The following is a 17,992-nucleotide window of genomic DNA, read 5'->3' as shown; positions in this document are numbered from 1 at the left end:
TTGTTATAATGAAGAGTGAGTTTTAAACGATAAATGTCATTCGAGGTGTAACGATGCTCACAACCGCTCTAGGACGTTTGCGCTTGATCGGTGCGATCGAGGGCCTTTCCTTCCTCATTCTGCTCGGAATCGCCATGCCACTGAAGTATGCCTTCGAGATGCCGCAAGCCGTTACGACAGTCGGGCAACTCCACGGCCTCTTCTTCGTGCTGTACCTGCTGGCCATTGCCAACGCTGCCTTCGTGCATCGCTGGTCCATGGGGAAAATAGGGCTTGCGATTATTGCCGCCTTCGTGCCGTTCGGGCCATTCCTGTTCGACCTGAGGCTGAGAAAAGAGCAGCGGCCAACTATCCCGCAGTAGCGGAACAAGGATCTTCATTCCGGCTCATATCCGGGCTTTACGGCCTGATAGCCTGGAACGAGGATGCCTTAGTTCCGCTTTTCTCTTATCTAGGATACAAACGGTGTATAAAAGCGCTTGACTCGATACATTTCGTATCTTATAGTTACATAATGGAGCAGCTCTTGTTCCTTTCAGAAAACTATCGGCAATGTAAAAGGTCACAGCTGACGTTATACGGTTTGTATCGTATTTATAGAAAGGGGATTTGCATGTTTCATTTGCTGGAATTGAACATTGCCGAACACCGTCTCGTTATGGAAGTGCCTTCGGACACGTTATATACGTGGGCGGCGCGTACATTTTGCGCGGTTCCGGCAACCAGCTATACCTTCGCCTCCCCGATCGACCTCATCCTGAGCGCGAACGTAGGGTACGGTCAATCCTTCGACGGGCGGCCAGCGCAAATTTCCTGCACTGCGGCATTCATACAATATTGGCGAAGCGACTTCCTGATCGTCGTCTCACGCGACTATTCGGAAGCAACGATCGAGGCGTATGATCTTTTGGCTTTAAATCAGGCTCTCCTGACGTTGTACAGCGCGCTCATTACATACCGGGATTGGGGACTCCTCGTACGGGCGACTTGTTGGATCGAAGACGGTCGTGTCCTCATGTCCGCCGATACGTCCTCCCCACGGCCATTCATGACGAACGAAAAGCCGTTTGCCCACACCCTGTTATCGGATGAAGCTGCGCTGATTAAAGTGTCCGGCGATCATCTCCGGGCGTTCAATTCGCCTTTCCGCAGCGGTTCGTTGCGAAATCCGCTTGAAATCCATCTGAATGGCGAGCTAGACGAGTGTCTGCTGAACCGCCCTACGCTCCATTCTCGCCGAATTCGGCTCAGCGAAACCGAAGCCGTCAGCCGACTGCGGCATTTACTGGCCTTTCAAGCACTCGACACGCATGAATCGGCCAAAACCGCCGCGATGTGCCGCGCAGCAGTTCGCGCGGTTCCTTTCTACGAGCTTCAGGCCCCAGTTCCCGATGCCTTCCTGAGCCAGGCTCATAAACACGTCTACGCAGAAATGGTTTAAGCGGACCAGCCTTTTCGGCTCTCCCCTTTTCTGGTAAGATCATACCAGAGAAGAAAGGTGGGAACGATGAGAACCGAAAATCAAGTGAAACGCAAGCTCAACGAGCTTCTGATGCAGAAGAAAACGTTGGAGTCCCGGCTGGAAAACGAAGCCGCGGGCGCGGACAACCATCCGCTGCGGCAGCAAATCGACCGGCTCGACGAACAAATCATGCTGCTTGAATGGGTATTGAACGAACCGGTCGGCAGCTATCACGCCTAATGAAAACGGAACGAAAGTCATCGACCTTCGTTCCGTTTTTGTTTGGTATGGCAAGCCCTAGCGCTAAGAGCCCTGCGCGATTGCCGTCTTCCGCGCCTGTGTACGGCGCTCCTCGCGCTGCTCTTCCGTCAAGCGCGGGCACGTATAGCAGCAAAAGCCGCCTTCGGTTCGATAATACAAGCAACAGGCGTTTTTCATACGGATACGCTTGTCCGGATCTTTCAAGTCTTCCATCCAGCGAATTTTGACGTCGAGCGGATTTTTGGCACGGCCAAACACCTCGCCGTTCAATTCCTGTCTTAAGCGGTTGTAGTCTTGAGCAATCCGCTCACGCAGCTCATGCTCTTCCGCCTCCGCCAATAGATCGTCCATCAAGTAATTCAGCTTCGTCGGGAATTGACCCCATAATTGGCCGACTTCGATTCCCGCGGCCTCCGAAGCGGCCTCCAGCAGCGGACGAAACGTCGTGCCGTAGAGCTCCGTCAGCGTTCGGCGCAGCCACGCGGTTCTTTCTGCTTCCCCGGCGGGAGCCGGCTGCGCCGCCTCGCGAACGAGCTTAAACGAGATAGCCGTATAGCTCTCCTTGACGTGCAGCTGCACAACGAAGTTTGAGAGCGACAGGTCTAACGCCTGATTGTGAAACGACAGCGCATACTGCTGTGCAAACGCCGCATAACCAAGCCATCCGCTGAAATAAGCGGCGGACGCAGCCGGTTCAAGCGCGTGGATACGCGTCCCGTAAAGTTCCAGAAACTGCTGCATATTAGGCCTCTCCAGCAATTCGGCGGCAGGAATCGAACAAATCAAGTGCTCCGGGTCTTCTCGACGAATATGATATTTTTGTTCCAATGTCAGAAAGTCCATCAGGATGCAGCGCCTTCTTTCGCGGATCGATAAAGGAAAGTTAACCTCGTTATAGGCTGATAACGATTTTCATTTTCAATTATAACCGAAGACGCTTTCTTTTACCACGTTCAATTTGACTAGTTGTCGCTGCGCCTTTCGTCGTCACGATCCGGCAACTCTATAATGTCCTTGGCGCTCGGCAAATCACTCTCGTCAAATTCCTCTTTGGATTGCTCCGCCTGCCGCAGCCTCCCGCCTCGATAAGTCCGGCTCCGGGGCTCCCCCGTACAGCAGCTTCAATTGGTTCTCGTAGACGACGATTAATAACGTGACGATGAGGGACAAATCCATCAGCACAACCCCGATCAGACTGGTAAACAGGAGCAACATCAAATTGACGGCAACGGCCGCGACAAAGATGAAAATCCCTCCCATGCACAACCCCTCCCGCTCCTTGCTACCGATCGCAGCTGCGAACGGTTCGTTATGCCGATGCAACGATCTTAAGTTCTTCAGATGGTTCAATCCGGCAAACGAGTCCAGCCGTATTCCAGGACCGTCCTTCTTTCAACTTCGTTGTCATATTCTGAAGACCGGTCCCGGGACCGCCCGAGATCGGCACATCTTCTTGCGGGGCATGCTGGGCAACGCGCCTGCCGGCAGCAGGCGCTTCGTTTCGTTCCTGTCTTGCGCGCGGTTATTCCTTCCTGGCAGCGCTAAGCTTCGTACAGCTCGAGCGGCAGTCCGTCGGGATCCGCGAAGAATGTGAACCGTTTGCCCGACGTCTCGTCAACCCGGATCGGTTCGACCTGTACGCCTTGAGCGGTCAGGCGGGCGGCCGCCGCCTCCACGTCGTCCACCTCGAAAGCCAAGTGCCGCAGCCCCCGGGCCTCCGGATAGCTCGAGCGCACCGGCGCTTCGGGGAACGAGAACAGCTCGATTTGGTAGATGCCGCCGACCCTCAGATCCAGCTTATAGGAGTTCCGTTCGGCGCGATATGTTTCGTTATGTACCGTAAGTCCGAGGATGTTTACGTAAAAGTGCTTCGATTTTTCATAGTCCGAGCAAATGATGGCGGCATGATGAATGCGTTTAATAGGAATCATCGCGTCCGCTCCTTAGTAACTGATCAGCGAGGCCATCAGCAAACCGGAGGCGAGGCTCAAGCAGAACGAGAAGATGCCGACGGAGACGTTTCCCCTGGGAATTTCGGCCAACACCTTAAATGGCGTCAACAATTCGAACAAGTAAAATATAAGGATCTGGAAGGCGATGCCGATCAATCCCCATACGATCAAATCGACAAGCCCCAGGGAATGATACACCGCGGAAGTGAGCACCAGCACTTGACCGATCAGCTTGCCGCCGAGATCGTAGGCCGCCGCTTTGCCTGCCGCCGCCTTGACCGGATCGGTGACATCCCCGGCATCGCGAATTAACCGGAACTCATTGTAAGGCGTGACGAGGTTGAAAAACAATAGCCCTAACCCGACAAGCGGCACCGTAACCCCCAAATACATGAAAAAATTAACGACACTTTCGAATTGCTCCACCTTCGATTCTCCTCCCGCAAATTAGCTTTCAGTGCCCTCTTCCTCCAAAGCGCACGGCAAATAATAGGATAAATTGCTCGTGATGGTTCCGCCGACGCGCGCGATGACCGCCGAACCTTTGCCATCGATCAGGAAACAGCCCCACAGGAGACGACCGTCGAACGGGCCGTTCGCCGTCTCTACCCGGATCGGCGGCAGCTCGGTAAATTGCTGGTACACCATCGGTTGATCGGCGTACTCCTGTTCGCCGCTCGATTCCCGGGCGGCGCCGCTGCCGTCATAGATCGTGACGCTGCTGCCCTCCCGCCCGAGTATGGGTTTCGCCACATACGGCGTTCCCGGCTCGAAGCAAGGCTCCAAGTAAGTCGGCAGCATGTACCGCCTGATCGTGTCGTGCTCCTCTTTGGTATAAAACTCGTCCGCTTCGTGCAGGTTCCAGATGAGCGCCTGCAGCGCTTTCGTCTGCGCGGCAAAGCCCGACGGCGGATTGACGATTGCCAACCGGCGGTCCGCAATCAGCCGCAGCACATGCTCGCCGGTCGGGTAACCGTCCGTGTCGCGGTCTTCGGCCAGCTTCTCAAGCGCGTGCAGCCGGTATAACACGTCAACCGGCTGCAGCGGCGGCTCAGCGAAGGCGGTCGAGCCGGCCGGCGGCAGGCCGGGCGCCCATAGGCGTTCGCCCTTCACCCGCAGGTCGGCCAGCGGCACGAACGCAGCGCCGGTAACGCCGGACTGCTGCAGCAGGTAGCGCGTCGTACCCGCATCCTCCTCGTGCCAGCCGAGCGCGCTGAACACAAAGCGCTCCGTCGGGTAACCGGCCTCCCGGTACAGCCGCAGCATCCGCTCGAACGCTTCGCCCAGCGCCTCGCTGCAGCCCGCGTTCGGGTCCTCCGCGCCGTAGGCTGCGCAGATGCGCCCGTTCGCGTGAAAAGCCTCGACGATGCCCGTCGGCGTATCGCTGTTGAACTCCAGCATCTTAAGGCCGTCCGGCGTCAGCGCAAAATCGAACCGGCCGATCATCGTCGGCACCGTGTCATCAAAGCGAAGCCGCAGCGCGCCGAACGACGCCTCCGGCAGCCCGAGCTCCGTCCATAAAGCGGGCTCGCCCTGCTGTACGATCTGCACGGTGCGCGCATACACGTGCCCGAGCGCCTCCGCAGCGCGGCGCATCTCCTCAAGCCGGCTCCGGCGGATACGGCACAGCCCGGCCAGTGCATACTCTTGGCCGTACAACCAATCCCAAGTGAACACGCCTTCCCGGCGCAGCGGCTCATACAGCGCTTCTCGACGCTCGGCATAGGTGAGATCTGCAACCCTCCGGCTTTCCTTGGTCATGGTCCATCTCCTCCGTTTCGATTGTACCCGAGCCGTCACGTCAAGAGCCGGAGCTCCCGCTGCTGCCGATACCGCCCTTGCTGATCCCGGATGTCGCACCGCTCGTGCTGCTTTTCACCTTACCGCTGGAGCCGCCGTAGTAGCCCGACGAATGTCCCCCGCTTCCGTCATCGCAATAGCCGTCTTGATTTCGATCCGTGCAGCTGCCGTTACTTGAACAGCCGGCCGCACCGCCGATCACGAGCGCCGAAGCGACGAACAGCGAAACGACTTTGCGCGTTCTGCTTTTCGTTAGACCCATCGTTCGTTTCACTCCTCCCCTTGCGGCTGACCGCGATTACATAGCCCGGGAGCCGGGCAAGCCAAACTCCGCCGCCTCTCCCTCCGGGCTATTGCATTCATTTACGTCGAAGTCGAAATGGCGTAATATACATACGTTTCGCGGTCTTCATCGATTTCCGAAGACGTGCGCTGCCACTCCCGACCTTCCGCATATAAATAATTCGCTTGCACATGCAGCATTGCTTCCAGCGTATCGGCGAAGCGGTACGTCTCGACCAGCCGGTAGTCGGCTGTGCCTTCGCTGTACTCCCGCAGCTCCATGTAGATGCCGCGCGGGCCGTTCACATCCGGCCGGCGCCATGGCATCGTTCGTTCCTCTTCAGCTTCTTTCACATAAATGACGTAACCGTCCGACTCGACGGCGCATGACGTTTTTTCATACACCCGTCCGCTTTTGACGAAATAATCGCAAGCGAACCGAAGCGCCGCCTCGTCTCTCCCGATCTGCTCGTAGTAATAAAGGACCGGGAACGTCTCGCCGCCTTCCGTATATAACCGATATTCCAATCGCGCCAAGTAAACCGCTCCTTTCCGTCATCGACCGCGCGGAGGCATCAAGGCGTCGTCCGCGCTTCGGGCAGCCTGCGGGCTGCATCCGCCCTTATCCGGCATCCGTACCATTCATACGTGAAACCGCGCCTAAAGATTCGTTTCGTAACAACGGCCGCATTACCCATTACCATTTCGCTTAGACGCACTTTCGGGCTCCAAAGTTGCGCCTTCGGATAAAATCAGGTACATTTCCCAGGCGCGTACACCGGCAGCGCGACAAGCTCACATGTCGGGCAATAAAAGGAAATGTATGGATGATGTCGAATATATAGCTGTTTCCATCTTTTATAGCGAATGATGAGGGGTATGAATATGTCGAATAAAGACTTCTTTATTAGCTACAACAAGAACGACGTGCAGTGGGCGGAATGGATCGCTTGGGTGTTGGAAGCAAAAGGTTATCAAACCGTCATCCAGGCTTGGGATTTCAGACCGGGAAATAATTTTATTCTAAAAATGCAGGAAGCTGCCAGTCAATGCCAAAGAACCATCGCCGTGTTGTCGCAAGATTATTTGAATTCAGCATTTACGCAGCCGGAATGGGCAAGTGCATTTGTTCATGATCCGACTGGTAATCAGTCTACCCTGCTGACTGTGCGCGTTAAACCATGCGAACTGGAAGGTCTGTTAAAACCGCTCATCTACATCGACCTGCTCGACAAACCGGCCGATGAAGCGGAAGAAGCGCTGCTTCAAGGCGTGCAGCTAGGGCGGGCAAAGCCAAATCAAGCACCCGTTTTTCCGGGAGCAGCGGCAAAGACTGTTCCGTTTCCGGGTAATCGTGTAAACCCCTAGCAGGCTCATCGGGACAATCAGACACACACTTGATGGGCCCACAAACCGTGTCTGCCAGACGTTCACACTGGAATATTCCGCACCACCTGAAAAACAAAAACTTCGTAGGCAGAGATACGTTTATAGCCGATCTGAACCACCATGTTCATACAGCGGTATCTAACCGCATTTTTGCTATTCACGGTATGGCCGGGATTGGCAAGACCCAGATTGTGTACGAATACATCCGTACATTCAAAGATCAATACGACCTGATCTACTGGATGAGCGCAGAAGATGAAACGCTGGCGCTGAAAGATTTTATCGGGCTCGGAGAAAAGCTGAAATTACCCATAGACCCGGATCAGGAGCAACGCAGCAATCTGGAACTGGTCAAAAACTGGCTTGGCGCGAACGAACGGTGGCTGTTAGTTTTTGATAATATGGATGATCCTAAGCTTCTTCAAACTTTTTTACCGGACGAGGTCCGGGGTAACATTCTGCTCACGAGCAGAAACCCGAACTGGATGCATGCTGCCGAACCGATTGAACTGGGCCTCCTGGATCCTGACTATTCAGCGTTGTATCTCCAGCAGCGATCCGGCGTTTCAGACCCTGCTGCCGCCCTTCAGTTGGCCAATCTTCTGGGCAATCTTCCACTAGCGCTGGAACAAGCAGGGGCCTACATTGAAGCCACCCGCTGTTCACTTGCAGATTATATCGAGGAATACAATAAATATAAGTCAAAGCTGCTCCAGCTTTTCCAACCGTACAATTACAATTTTACGGTAGTTAAGGTCACGGAACTAGCGCTGGAGCGAATACGCGATAGTAAGCCGGATGCGCTATGTCTGCTTAACGCGATGAGCTTCCTTCATCCTGAGGATATCCCCAAGGACTTGTTTGTCCAGGACGATACAGATTTGGAGCTCGAACACTACCCCATTAGGGATTCATTAACGCTTAACTCTTATATTTATGAATTACGGCGTTTTTCTATCATTCATGCGGATCAGGCTTCGCTATCCATGCACCGGCTGATCCAAGAGATTGTACGCGCGGGATTGCCGGAATCCCGGCAACGGGAGACGCTGCGTCTGGTGCTGCGGCTATTGGAAAAATCGACCTCCAAATGCAACGAAACGGAACTGGAGATCACCGCTAGCGGCGAACGGCTTGTTCCCCATCTGGTACGCGCTACCGAACATGCGCTGCAAATGGATCAATTTACGGATCAAGCCATTGATTTAATGACTTTTTTAGGACAGTATTTCACGCTAACCTCCAGCTACGAAAAAGCGATCCATGTTTATGAAGAAACGATCGATTGGGTCAAAAAGTCTTTAGGCGAACAATATGAAGGCTTGATCGACCCCTACAGCGGGCTGGCTTTTACCTATTACCGCATGGCACAATACGCAAAATCGGAGTCTTTGTATCAACAAGCGCTACAATTGATTTCGAGAAGTAAGGCAAGCAACGAGTACGCCACCTGCAATCATTACGGCTTGCTGTTGTTGAAAACGAATCGGTTTCCCGAAGCGAGAACATTTTTTATTCAAGCACTGCGGGGGTCAAGGAAAAAATTCGGAAAAAAATCATTGCAAACCGTCAATATTAATGGCAACTATGCCGAGCTGCTTTTAAGACTGGATCAAAACGAACGAGGGTTAGAAATTCTTAACCAAAACATAAAGTTGTTACAGGATTTGTACAGCGACAAGCATCCTTCCATAGCGACCTGCCACATTCTCCTCGGTCAAGCCTACAGCAATCTTCACCGATTCAATGAGCAGGAGCAGCATTGCCGTTTAGCCCTCGGGATGGATGAGGAGTTGTTTGGCCGCGAGCATCCCAAAGTGGCAACCGATTGCAATAACCTCGGACTGGCGCTCATTAATCAGGAGCAATATGACGAAGCGCTCGCTTATTTTAAACGCTGTTACCGGATCGACCGTCAATACCTGGACATGGATCACCCGAAAATAGCGGTTCGCCTTTGCAACGTAGGTCTCGCTTATAATCATAAAGGGAAGCATCGACTTGCCATCAAATTTTACAGAAAATCGCTTGCCATCAATCAAAAAGCATTCCCGGACGGTTCATTGGAAGCCGCAACGCAGCTCGTTAATATTGGAACGGCTTATCAAAGTTTAGGAAAAACGACCGAAGCCATTGAATATTTGGAACAAGGACTGGCTATGGAGAAAAAATTTTATAAATCCGATCATAGCGAGTTAGCGAAGAGTTATCTCAATTTGGGATGCTCGTATTGCATGACGCGTCTTCCGTTCTATTTGGATAAGGCGGTTACGTATTTCAACAAGGCACTTCGGATCTATGAAAAAAAACTGGCACCCGGCCATCCGTTAATTAAACAAGCTGTTGAATGCTTGTTGGTTGCCTACGAACTCCAAAAAGATTTCTTGAATTTCACTTCAACCCTTACCAAATACAGGAGCATTCTAAACTAGTACATGGGTGAAGATGAATAAGGCTCGGCGCCAATGCGCGCCGAGCCTTCCTCATTACTTCAAAACCCGCTGCGGATCGTGCCCTTGCCCGCATCGGCCAACGCTTCGCCGTTCGCGGAGCCGCCGTTGCCGAAGACGGCGTTTGCTTCGCAGCGCTGCGTGGCAAGGCGGATGCCGGCCTCCGTGCAGCGAAACACCGTATTGCCGGTGATGACGTTATCCCGGCAAACGGAACCGTCCTTCTCGCCGGACGTGTCCAGCTCGATGCCGACCTTCGTCCGCCTTACGTCGTTGCCGCTCACCGTGTTGGCGTCGCTGTTCAGCAGCGCGATGCCTTTCGGCGAATCTACGATGCGGTTGCCGGCGATCAGATTGCTCTTCGGGCGTTCAGCCTCCGCCGCCCCGTCGCCTTCCAGCCAAATGCCGGCCGCGGACGCGCCGGCGATTCTATTGTCGGCAATTACGTTATCCGTGCAGTAATGGCGCAGCACAATTCCATGCCTGCAGCTCTTCTCCCCGGCGGCCAGACCGGTTGACGTCACCGTATTTCCTTCGATCCGCAAGTGGGAGCACGCCTTGAGCGGTGACGTAACGGTAATTAGCGATTCCTTGCAAGCTTCAGCCGTATTGCCTGCGATCGTGGAATGCGAGCAGCCGCCCGATACGTAAATGCAGGGCTTGTCCAGCTGTTGAAACCGGTTGTCGACAAGGCCGAGCTTCTCGCCCGCCTCAGCAACGATTCCGTAACCTTCGTACAAGCTTTCCGATGAGTACAGCCGGATGAACGAACAGCCGACCACCGTCGTTTCGCGGCAGCCGGTTAGCCAGACGCCGTTGGCAACCGCCTGGAACGCGCAGTCGCGGACGATAGCCTGCTCGCATTCCGTCAGCGCGATCGCCTTCTCCGTTTGCAAGTCGTTGCGGCCTGTCAGCGATCCCGAGCCTTCAAAGCCGAGCCGTTCCACCGACGACTGCTTCAGTTTCGCGCCCTGCACCATCACCATCGACGAACGGTTCGACTTGATGACCGAAGAAACGGGCCCGTCTCCGATCAACCGGACATTCGAATACAGAAACAAAGGCGCATCGATGATATATCGTCCTGGAGGAACGTACACCGTGCCGCCGAACCGGGAAGACCCGGCCGCATTGATTGCCGCCTGAATGGCCGGCGCATCATTCTCGAAGACGAGCCCGCCGCCTTTGGCGCCGTAATCTTTAACGTTCAACCAAGGGCCCGCCGCCGAGGGAAGCGGAGCTGCCGCCGAAGCGGTCCGCTCGAAGCTTGCGCTCCCTCCCAACATAAGTCCCGCTGCGCCCGTACCGATCGCCGCCAGCAGCTTGCGCCGCGACCACGTCTGTTGCTTTGAAGAAGAGTCCGATGGCATACCGATGTACCTCCCGTAAATCTACATAATCTAGCAATCTATGAAAATTATAGCCGTAGCCTGAACGTTTGACAATGCAGCCGGGAAGATCTTCAAAAAAACCATGCTCCGTTTAACGGAACATGGTCCACAATTTAATAAGATGGAACGTATTGTTCGGATCGATTTTTTGCGAAATTATGAAATTTACCAAATTCTCCATTTGGAGATCCGTTACCTTTTCTCCGAGCGCCTTGGTCAGCATCCCTACGAAACGCCGCACTTTCACCCGATCCTGCAAATCGGCCTTCGTCACGCCCTGCAGAATCATCTTCACCCGTTCCTTCGTCTCCGGGTTTTTCATCTTTTGCTTGATCCGTTCCACCTGTGCGGGGTCAAAACCGTATTTCGTGTAGCTCACGCCGCCCACCTCCGTCAATTTCAGCATAGAAACATACCTATACCGTAAGTCTATGACGGATGGCTTGACCATGTTTACCCTTCGGGCACCCAAATCATGAATTAGTCCAGCATCTCGCTTTCAAAAATGTGCTCCCGCTGCAAGAAGCTCCTGAGCGGCACGTACGCCGCCCCGGTCCAGAATTCCGGACGCCGGACGATTTCCGCCGCGTCGTCGCGCGCCTGCTCCATGACCTCGAAGTCGGTCACCATATCCGCCAGGCGGAAATCCGGCACCCCGCTCTGCTTCGTTCCGAAGAAATCCCCCGGTCCGCGCAGCTCCAGGTCGCGCCGCGCGATTTCGAAGCCGTCGTTCGTCTCCGTCATCGCCTTCATGCGCTCCTTGCCGACTTCGCTCTTCGGGTCGGCGATGAGCACGCAGTACGACTGATGCTCGCCCCGGCCAACCCGGCCGCGGAGCTGGTGCAGCTGCGAGAGCCCGAACCGGTCGGCGTCGTAAACGACCATCAGCGTCGAATTCGGTACGTCGACGCCTACCTCGATGACGGTCGTCGAGACGAGCACATGCACGCGTCCTTCGCTGAATTCGCGCATCACTTCGTCCTTCTCGCCAGGCGACATGCGGCCGTGCAGCAGCCCGACGCGGTAAGACGGGAACGCAAATTGCAGCTGCGCGTGGATATCGATGGCGTTCTGCACATCCAGCTTCTCCGATTCTTCGATCAGCGGACAAATGACATACGCCTGCCTCCCGGACTCGACCTCGCGGTTGATAAACCCGAGCACGCGCTCCAGCATCGAATGCGGCACCGCATAAGTCTGGATCGGCTTCCTCCCCTTCGGCAGCTCCCGCAGCGTCGACACGTCCAGATCGCCGAACGCCGTAATCGCCAGCGTGCGCGGAATCGGCGTCGCCGTCATCGTCAGCACGTCCGGGTTCATGCCCTTGCGGCGCAGCACGCTGCGCTGGTTGACGCCGAAGCGATGCTGCTCGTCGGTTACGACGAGCCCCAGCGCGCGAAAGAACACGTCTTCCTGAATCAGCGCATGGGTCCCGACGACGATATCGACGAGCCCCATCTGCATCGCGCCCAAGACGTCGCGGCGCCCGCGGGCCGTCAGGCTCCCGGTGAGCAGCGCCGTTTGGATGCCGTAAGGCTCAAACAAGCGGTCAAGCGAGCGTTTATGCTGCTCGGCCAAAATTTCCGTCGGCACCATCAGCGCGCCTTGGTACCCGGCCTTGACGACGGCGAACAAAGCAACCGCTGCGACGACCGTTTTTCCCGCACCGACGTCGCCCTGCAGCAAACGGTTCATGCAGTAAGGCTGCTGCAGATCATGCAAAATTTCGGCGATCACCTTCTTCTGCGAATCCGTTAATGTGAACGGCAGCGAACGGACGAACGCCCGCACGGCCGGCAGATCGACCGGGTGCGCGACGCCGTCGGCGCGCTTATGGTTGATCGCCCGGTAAGCCTGCATTTTCAGCTGAAACAGGAACAATTCCTCGAACACCATGCGACGGCGCGCCCGCTGCCCCTGCTCCATATTGCCGGGCATGTGCAGCAGCTTCACGGCGGCCTTACGCGGCAGCAGCTCATATTTATACAGCAGCTCGGCCGGCAGCACCTCGGGAATCATCTCCCCGAACTGAAGCAGCGCCTGCTTCATCGTTTGGCGGAACCACTTTTGCGTGAACGCCCCGGATATGGAATAGACGGGCTGTAACGTTCCGGTCTGTGAAGCGCCCTGTCCGGGAAATTCGGATTCGGTTACGGTGATGTGCTGCCGCTTCTGATCCCATTTGCCGGTCAGCACGATCTCGGCGCCGCTCGTCAGCTTGTCCTTCAGAAAGTGCCGGTTAAACCAAACCGCCGTCACGAACCAGGTATCGACCAGCACCTTACAGAGCATGCGCGACTTCGTTCGCCCATACATCTGCACCTGCGGGATGCCGACGATCTGACCCTTCACCGTAACTTTGTCCCCATCCTTTACCTGGGTCAAGTCGCGAAGCGTGTAATCTTCGTAGCGGAAAGGATAATAATCAAGAAGCTGCCCCACGCTTGAAATGCCAAGCGCGTGCAGCTCCTCCAGCTTCTTTCCTTTAACGCCGACGACTTGACCGACCGGTACTGTGTACAAATCGATCGACATGTTCATTCACTCCTGAGCCGGATAGGCAAACACCGCAATGGTTCCCGGTCCGGCATGAGCTCCGATAACGGAGCCAATTTGCGTATAGTTGATACTCTGCACTTGAAATTGAGACTCCAGCTGCCTTTGCAGCTCCTGCGCATGCTCTTGCCCCTTCGTATAAGCAAAAATAAGATGAAGAGGACGATGGCCGAAATCCTGCTTCAGCATCTCGGCAATGCGGCCCATCGCTTTCTTCGTGCCGCGTACTTTATCGACGGAAAACACTTGGCCGTCGTCGCTGATGGACAAGATCGGCTTAATATTGAGCAGCGAGCCGACCAATGCAGCCGCTTTGCCGATACGTCCGCCTTTTTGCAGAAATTCCAGCGTATCGACCAGAAAATATATTTTCGTGCTTTCGCGAATCCCGGCAATCATTGCCAAGATTTCTTCCCTGCTCCTCCCTTGCCGTGCGGCTTCCGCCGCTGCGACGACGAGCAGACCGAAGCCGTAAGACGCGGACTTCGAATCGACGACGTCAATGTCGATCTTATCGTCGATCATCGTCTTCGCGATCAGCGCCGACTGGTACGTGCCGCTCATCGCCGAAGACAGATGGATCGAGATGATCGGTCCGTCCCCCTGTTCGGCCAGCTGCTGATACACTTCGAGAAATTCGATCGGCGACGGCTGCGAAGTAGTCGGCATGACGTTCGAACCCGTCAATTTATCATAAAACGCATCTGCGCTAATATCAACGGCGTCGCGGTAAGATTCGGTGCCGAACAATACCTTCAAGGGCACCATCTCGATCCCCAGCTTCTCGCGTACGTCTTTGGGAATGTCGGCTGTGCTGTCGGTTACGATGCGAACTTGGCTCATGGGAGCCTCCCCCCGTCCAAATGGTAATTGGGTGACGCGCCTCGAGACCGAAACGGTCTCGAACCGTGCCTTACTCTGCGGAAATAATGTAATAGTACAACGGTTGACCGCCTTCGTGCACTTCCACTTCGACGTCGCCGTGCGCCTCATGCACATACGCGACAAGCTGCTGCGTCGTCGATTCCTCGGCGTCCGCCCCGGCGTACAATGTTAATATTTCCGCGCCGTCCGCAAGCAGGCTGTCGATCAGCTGCCGGCAGGAGGCGACCAAGTCCGGGTTCGAAGCGACGATCTTGCTGTTGTGAATGCCGATATAATCGCCCTGCTTAATGTCGATGCCGTCCATCTGCGTATCGCGGACCGCGTACGTCACTTGACCGGCATGCACCTGCTGGAGCGCCTGCTGCATATTGTCGGCATTCTCGTCAGGCGCCGCTTCCTCCTGAAACGCGATGATGGCGGCGATGCCCTGCGGAATCGACTTGCTCGGAACGACGATCACTTGCTTGTCTTCCACGAGCTCGACCGCCTGCTGGGCAGCCATGATGATGTTGGAGTTATTGGGCAGTACGAACACGGTATGCGCTTCGACCTCCGAAACGGCCTTTACGATGTCCTCCGTGCTCGGATTCATCGTTTGTCCCCCGTGCAGCACGCGATCGACGCCCAGGCTGGTGAAGATTCCGCTCAGCCCCTCGCCTGCGGACACCGCTACGAAGCCGTATCGCTTCAAATCGTCCGTATCCGCGATTGCGGCAGCTTCGGCCGGAACCGCGGCAGCGGCTGCTTGAAGCGCAGGCTCTACCGTTCCGAACGGCTGCTCCGATTCCAAAATGTGCGTGTGCTGATCGCGCATATTTTCGATCTTGATCCGGCTCAGCTCGCCGTACTGCTGGGCATGCGTCATTACCGTTCCGGGATATTCGGCATGGATATGAATTTTGACCAGATCGTCGTCAGCCACGACGAGCAGCGAATCTCCATACGCGGACAGCTGCTCGCGGAAGAGCGCTTCGTCAAAAGGCCGGGAGGCCGTCTTGGACGGGTTCAAACGGATCATGAACTCGGTGCAGTACCCATATTCGATATCTTCCGTCGCCAGGTGGGCCTGCGCGCTCTTCGGTTCGGCGTGAGCCTGGACGTTCACGGCCGTATTCTCCGGTTCCAGCAGCTCGTCGATCGGCTGCACCGCGCCAAACGCCACATACGGCATATCCGCCGGCTCAACCACCTCATCTTGACCTTCAAGCGCCGACATAAACCCTTCATAGATCAATACCAAGCCTTGTCCACCCGAATCAACAACGCCAACCTGCTTCAGCACCGGAAGCAAATCGGGTGTACGGTTTAAAGCGTCCTGCCCTTGACGCAGAAGCTCGGACACAACCGTCGTCACATCCGATTGACGCTTTGCCGTCACGACCGCTTGTTTGGCCGCTTCTTTGGCTACCGTCAGAATGGTGCCCTCCACCGGTTTCACCACTGCCTTATACGCAATATCGACGCCGTTCTGAAAAGCGGCTGCGACCTGCTGCGCGTTCGCTGTGCTAAGGTCGGCCACGGCTTTCGAAAAACCGCGGAACAACTGCGACAGAATGACGCCCGAGTTACCGCGTGCACCCATCAACAGCCCTTTGGCCAGCGCCTCGGCTGCCTTCCCGAGGTGTTCGGACGGCCTGCGCCGCAGCTCCTCGACCCCGGATGTAAGGGTTAGATTCATATTCGTTCCTGTATCTCCATCCGGCACCGGAAACACGTTCAGCGCGTTGACTCGATCGACATTCGTCTTCAGCCGAAGAGCCCCCGCCTCCACCATTCGGATAAAATCCGCACCGTTCAATTCATTGAAGCGCTTACTCAAAAAGACCATTCCCCTTCCTGCTATTCCCTATCCCGCGCCAGGCCCTTGGCCCGGTCGCAACTGATGCCTCTGCTTAGTCTTATTGGGCGATACGAACGCCTTGTACGAAAATGTTGACGGCATCGACTTGCAATCCCGCCACTTCGCGAAGCATGTACTTCACTTTGGTTTGAACGTTGTGCGCCACAACGGAAATCTTCGTGCCATAGCTAACGACGATATATAAATCAATGGCGAGAATGCCCGTTTCATCGCGATGCACTTCAACGCCGCGGCTCAGGTTATCCCTTCGCAGAAGCTCGGCGATTCCGTCCTTGAACTGGTTGCGCGACGCCATGCCGACAAGCCCGTAACATTCCAGAGCTGCGGAGCCGGCGAGTACGGAGACTACTTCGTCCGTCACATATATTTTGCCATAGGGTGAAGCCAGTTCAATAGCCATCTTTAGAACGCTCCTTTAATTTAGATTACGATGGACTATGTAACATTGTACTATATCTGTTGCAAGAAATAAATAAACTTCCATGAAAAGTGCCAAGATTGTCCTTTCGTTCCGTTGACGGCTTTTACCCACTGTGCTATCATAGTTAAGTATGCTTTGAGCGCGTATGCTTTAAGGAGGTGTAACACATGTCCCGTAAATGTTTTATTACCGGTAAAAGTCCGAGCACTGGAAACCACGTATCCCATGCGAACAACAAAGCGAAACGCACATGGGGAGTTAACGTGCAAAAGGTCCGCATTCTGGTGGACGGCAAACCTAAACGTGTTTGGGTAAGCACGAAGGCTTTGAAATCCGGCAAAGTAACTCGCGTGTAATCTGCGCTTGCAGACAAAAAGCACCTGTTTCAGGTGCTTTTTTAGTTTGCCCCGAACTTCGAAGGCTGCAAGTCGACCCGTATAAGTATGGGTGGCGTACGTTCAGTTTTTACTGAATGTATTAAGTACCGCCTTCACAAACCCACCTAAAAACTTCGGAAGCTTGATTGTGTAAAATTTCATTTTGCATCCTCCTCCCGGGCTTTGACTGGCAAAGCCACTTCGTCAGCATAGTCATAAGCTTTGCGAAAGCAAAGTCGCTTCGTAAGCAGTTGCTCGGCTTTGCCCGGCAAAACCATTCTCGTAAGCATTATATTCGTACCGCTCCCCAAAGGTGACTTACCTTTTTCTTCCGGTTCACACATCCAATGGCATGCTAGAGCCATAACTTTTTACTTTATATTATTAACTCCTCCGATTAATTATGACTTCACACGAGACAAGATTTACGCAGTCCGGGGGACTTTCTTCCTCTCGGCTTTCCCGCTTGACCCTAAGCAAGATAGCAGCACGCCGGGCACGCCGATTCGCTGCAGGTGTCACGCTTGGTTTGAAGGAGGGGCACAAGGTGAGCCGGATGTTAATGCCGATGCGTCCGCCATGTACAGCTCACGCCCGAAAAAAAACGCCGCCCCAACCGATAAGTTGGAGCGGCGCTTACACAGCGTCAAGCCGGCTGCGCAGGTTCGTTCATAAACAAAAACACCGCGTAGAAGCATATGAACAGAAAGTAAAAGCCGACTGCCGCGGCGACAAAACCGATGCGCATGGCGCGCGAGTCGTTGCGCGTAAAAAACTGGTAGCCGACGTACAGTGCTCCCAGTGAGAACACATACTTGCTCAGATCCTGCATAATCGAGAATAGAAAGATAAGACCGCCGCCTGACAGGCCGAACACCACAACTTTTGCCGCACGCAAACTGGAA

Annotated in this window: 21 protein-coding genes; 6 read left to right on the top strand and 15 right to left on the bottom strand. The window is 54.9% G+C overall.

The window, feature by feature from the left end:
* Nucleotides 1–53: 53 nt before the first annotated feature.
* The 3 genes from ACZ439_RS24195 to ACZ439_RS24185 all read left to right on the top strand — a co-directional run bounded on the left by ACZ439_RS24195 (nucleotide 54) and on the right by ACZ439_RS24185 (nucleotide 1,702).
* Nucleotides 54–362 (top strand): DUF3817 domain-containing protein, encoded by a 309-nt coding sequence (locus ACZ439_RS24195; RefSeq protein WP_054798253.1) that lies wholly within the window; start codon nucleotides 54–56, stop codon nucleotides 360–362.
* Between the two features lie 251 nt (nucleotides 363–613).
* On the top strand, nucleotides 614–1,441 hold the full coding sequence (locus ACZ439_RS24190; RefSeq protein WP_054798254.1) for a hypothetical protein: 828 nt from the start codon (nucleotides 614–616) through the stop codon (nucleotides 1,439–1,441).
* Nucleotides 1,442–1,507: 66 nt separating this feature from the next.
* A complete protein-coding gene (locus tag ACZ439_RS24185) occupies nucleotides 1,508–1,702 on the top strand; it encodes a hypothetical protein (RefSeq protein WP_054798255.1) in 195 nt (64 codons plus the stop codon).
* Between the two features lie 63 nt (nucleotides 1,703–1,765).
* On the opposite strand, the gene ACZ439_RS24180 is transcribed toward ACZ439_RS24185, so the two are convergent.
* From ACZ439_RS24180 to ACZ439_RS24150, 7 genes are all read right to left on the bottom strand, one after another.
* The gene (locus ACZ439_RS24180; RefSeq protein WP_464620297.1) at nucleotides 1,766–2,566 is read right to left on the bottom strand and encodes a (2Fe-2S)-binding protein; all 801 of its coding nucleotides are present in this window, start codon (nucleotides 2,564–2,566) and stop codon (nucleotides 1,766–1,768) included.
* A 195-nt stretch (nucleotides 2,567–2,761) separates the two neighbouring features.
* A complete protein-coding gene (locus tag ACZ439_RS24175; RefSeq protein ID WP_054798257.1) occupies nucleotides 2,762–2,983 on the bottom strand; it encodes a hypothetical protein in 222 nt (73 codons plus the stop codon).
* Between the two features lie 281 nt (nucleotides 2,984–3,264).
* A complete protein-coding gene (gloA2, locus tag ACZ439_RS24170) occupies nucleotides 3,265–3,654 on the bottom strand; it encodes an SMU1112c/YaeR family gloxylase I-like metalloprotein (protein ID WP_054798258.1) in 390 nt (129 codons plus the stop codon).
* 12 nt (nucleotides 3,655–3,666) lie between these two features.
* A complete protein-coding gene (locus ACZ439_RS24165) occupies nucleotides 3,667–4,068 on the bottom strand; it encodes a DUF350 domain-containing protein (RefSeq protein WP_054798259.1) in 402 nt (133 codons plus the stop codon).
* Nucleotides 4,069–4,122: 54 nt separating this feature from the next.
* Nucleotides 4,123–5,436: a glutathionylspermidine synthase family protein gene (locus tag ACZ439_RS24160; RefSeq protein ID WP_464620296.1), complete on the bottom strand. Its 1,314-nt coding sequence runs from the start codon at nucleotides 5,434–5,436 to the stop codon at nucleotides 4,123–4,125.
* 40 nt (nucleotides 5,437–5,476) lie between these two features.
* The gene (locus ACZ439_RS24155) at nucleotides 5,477–5,737 is read right to left on the bottom strand and encodes a hypothetical protein (protein ID WP_054798190.1); all 261 of its coding nucleotides are present in this window, start codon (nucleotides 5,735–5,737) and stop codon (nucleotides 5,477–5,479) included.
* A gap of 101 nt (nucleotides 5,738–5,838) precedes the next feature.
* Entirely contained in the window at nucleotides 5,839–6,294 is a 456-nt protein-coding gene (locus tag ACZ439_RS24150; protein ID WP_127608459.1) for a hypothetical protein, read from the bottom strand.
* Nucleotides 6,295–6,642: 348 nt separating this feature from the next.
* Here ACZ439_RS24150 and ACZ439_RS24145 point away from each other — a divergent pair, with 348 nt between their 5' ends.
* Together ACZ439_RS24145 and fxsT are read left to right on the top strand one after the other, a co-directional pair.
* The gene (locus tag ACZ439_RS24145; protein ID WP_054798191.1) at nucleotides 6,643–7,125 is read left to right on the top strand and encodes a toll/interleukin-1 receptor domain-containing protein; all 483 of its coding nucleotides are present in this window, start codon (nucleotides 6,643–6,645) and stop codon (nucleotides 7,123–7,125) included.
* Nucleotides 7,126–7,172: 47 nt separating this feature from the next.
* Nucleotides 7,173–9,578, top strand: coding sequence for an FxSxx-COOH system tetratricopeptide repeat protein (fxsT, locus tag ACZ439_RS24140; RefSeq protein WP_464620295.1), 2,406 nt, complete (start codon nucleotides 7,173–7,175; stop codon nucleotides 9,576–9,578).
* Nucleotides 9,579–9,637: 59 nt separating this feature from the next.
* Here fxsT and ACZ439_RS24135 read toward each other — a convergent pair whose 3' ends face one another.
* From ACZ439_RS24135 to ACZ439_RS24110, 6 genes are all read right to left on the bottom strand, one after another.
* Entirely contained in the window at nucleotides 9,638–10,966 is a 1,329-nt protein-coding gene (locus ACZ439_RS24135) for a right-handed parallel beta-helix repeat-containing protein (protein WP_054800046.1), read from the bottom strand.
* A 112-nt stretch (nucleotides 10,967–11,078) separates the two neighbouring features.
* Nucleotides 11,079–11,366 (bottom strand): stage VI sporulation protein F, encoded by a 288-nt coding sequence (locus ACZ439_RS24130; protein WP_054800063.1) that lies wholly within the window; start codon nucleotides 11,364–11,366, stop codon nucleotides 11,079–11,081.
* Between the two features lie 101 nt (nucleotides 11,367–11,467).
* A complete protein-coding gene (gene recG / locus ACZ439_RS24125; protein WP_054800062.1) occupies nucleotides 11,468–13,522 on the bottom strand; it encodes an ATP-dependent DNA helicase RecG in 2,055 nt (684 codons plus the stop codon).
* A 6-nt stretch (nucleotides 13,523–13,528) separates the two neighbouring features.
* The gene (locus tag ACZ439_RS24120) at nucleotides 13,529–14,386 is read right to left on the bottom strand and encodes a DegV family protein (RefSeq protein WP_054798198.1); all 858 of its coding nucleotides are present in this window, start codon (nucleotides 14,384–14,386) and stop codon (nucleotides 13,529–13,531) included.
* Nucleotides 14,387–14,456: 70 nt separating this feature from the next.
* Nucleotides 14,457–16,256 carry a DAK2 domain-containing protein gene (locus ACZ439_RS24115; RefSeq protein WP_054798199.1) on the bottom strand — a complete coding sequence of 600 codons (1,800 nt, stop codon included), beginning with the start codon at nucleotides 16,254–16,256 and terminating at the stop codon, nucleotides 14,457–14,459.
* A gap of 70 nt (nucleotides 16,257–16,326) precedes the next feature.
* Entirely contained in the window at nucleotides 16,327–16,689 is a 363-nt protein-coding gene (locus ACZ439_RS24110) for an Asp23/Gls24 family envelope stress response protein (RefSeq protein ID WP_054798200.1), read from the bottom strand.
* 188 nt (nucleotides 16,690–16,877) lie between these two features.
* Between ACZ439_RS24110 and rpmB the strand changes: the two genes are divergently transcribed.
* Entirely contained in the window at nucleotides 16,878–17,066 is a 189-nt protein-coding gene (gene rpmB, locus ACZ439_RS24105) for a 50S ribosomal protein L28 (protein WP_054798201.1), read from the top strand.
* Nucleotides 17,067–17,168: 102 nt separating this feature from the next.
* Here rpmB and spoVM read toward each other — a convergent pair whose 3' ends face one another.
* Nucleotides 17,169–17,249, bottom strand: a complete 81-nt coding sequence (gene spoVM, locus ACZ439_RS24100; RefSeq protein ID WP_014652194.1) for a stage V sporulation protein SpoVM — start codon at nucleotides 17,247–17,249, stop codon at nucleotides 17,169–17,171.
* A gap of 484 nt (nucleotides 17,250–17,733) precedes the next feature.
* The gene (locus ACZ439_RS24095; RefSeq protein WP_054800044.1) at nucleotides 17,734–17,985 is read right to left on the bottom strand and encodes a hypothetical protein; all 252 of its coding nucleotides are present in this window, start codon (nucleotides 17,983–17,985) and stop codon (nucleotides 17,734–17,736) included.
* Nucleotides 17,986–17,992: the final 7 nt, after the last annotated feature.

Source organism: Paenibacillus sp. JCM 9796 (assembly GCF_055379675.1).
This window is presented reverse-complemented; position numbering and strand designations above follow the sequence as displayed.

Coding starts and splice junctions, on each gene's coding strand:
- ACZ439_RS24195 (WP_054798253.1), top strand. CDS start 54: ATGCTCACAACCGCTCTAGGACGTTTGCGCTTGATCGGTGCGATCGAG.
- ACZ439_RS24190 (WP_054798254.1), top strand. CDS start 614: ATGTTTCATTTGCTGGAATTGAACATTGCCGAACACCGTCTCGTTATG.
- ACZ439_RS24185 (WP_054798255.1), top strand. CDS start 1,508: ATGAGAACCGAAAATCAAGTGAAACGCAAGCTCAACGAGCTTCTGATG.
- ACZ439_RS24180 (WP_464620297.1), bottom strand. CDS start 2,566: ATGGACTTTCTGACATTGGAACAAAAATATCATATTCGTCGAGAAGAC.
- ACZ439_RS24175 (WP_054798257.1), bottom strand. CDS start 2,983: ATGGGAGGGATTTTCATCTTTGTCGCGGCCGTTGCCGTCAATTTGATG.
- gloA2 (WP_054798258.1), bottom strand. CDS start 3,654: ATGATTCCTATTAAACGCATTCATCATGCCGCCATCATTTGCTCGGAC.
- ACZ439_RS24165 (WP_054798259.1), bottom strand. CDS start 4,068: ATGTATTTGGGGGTTACGGTGCCGCTTGTCGGGTTAGGGCTATTGTTT.
- ACZ439_RS24160 (WP_464620296.1), bottom strand. CDS start 5,436: ATGACCAAGGAAAGCCGGAGGGTTGCAGATCTCACCTATGCCGAGCGT.
- ACZ439_RS24155 (WP_054798190.1), bottom strand. CDS start 5,737: ATGGGTCTAACGAAAAGCAGAACGCGCAAAGTCGTTTCGCTGTTCGTC.
- ACZ439_RS24145 (WP_054798191.1), top strand. CDS start 6,643: ATGTCGAATAAAGACTTCTTTATTAGCTACAACAAGAACGACGTGCAG.
- ACZ439_RS24135 (WP_054800046.1), bottom strand. CDS start 10,966: ATGCCATCGGACTCTTCTTCAAAGCAACAGACGTGGTCGCGGCGCAAG.
- recG (WP_054800062.1), bottom strand. CDS start 13,522: ATGTCGATCGATTTGTACACAGTACCGGTCGGTCAAGTCGTCGGCGTT.
- ACZ439_RS24120 (WP_054798198.1), bottom strand. CDS start 14,386: ATGAGCCAAGTTCGCATCGTAACCGACAGCACAGCCGACATTCCCAAA.
- ACZ439_RS24115 (WP_054798199.1), bottom strand. CDS start 16,256: ATGGTCTTTTTGAGTAAGCGCTTCAATGAATTGAACGGTGCGGATTTT.
- ACZ439_RS24110 (WP_054798200.1), bottom strand. CDS start 16,689: ATGGCTATTGAACTGGCTTCACCCTATGGCAAAATATATGTGACGGAC.
- rpmB (WP_054798201.1), top strand. CDS start 16,878: ATGTCCCGTAAATGTTTTATTACCGGTAAAAGTCCGAGCACTGGAAAC.
- spoVM (WP_014652194.1), bottom strand. CDS start 17,249: ATGAAATTTTACACAATCAAGCTTCCGAAGTTTTTAGGTGGGTTTGTG.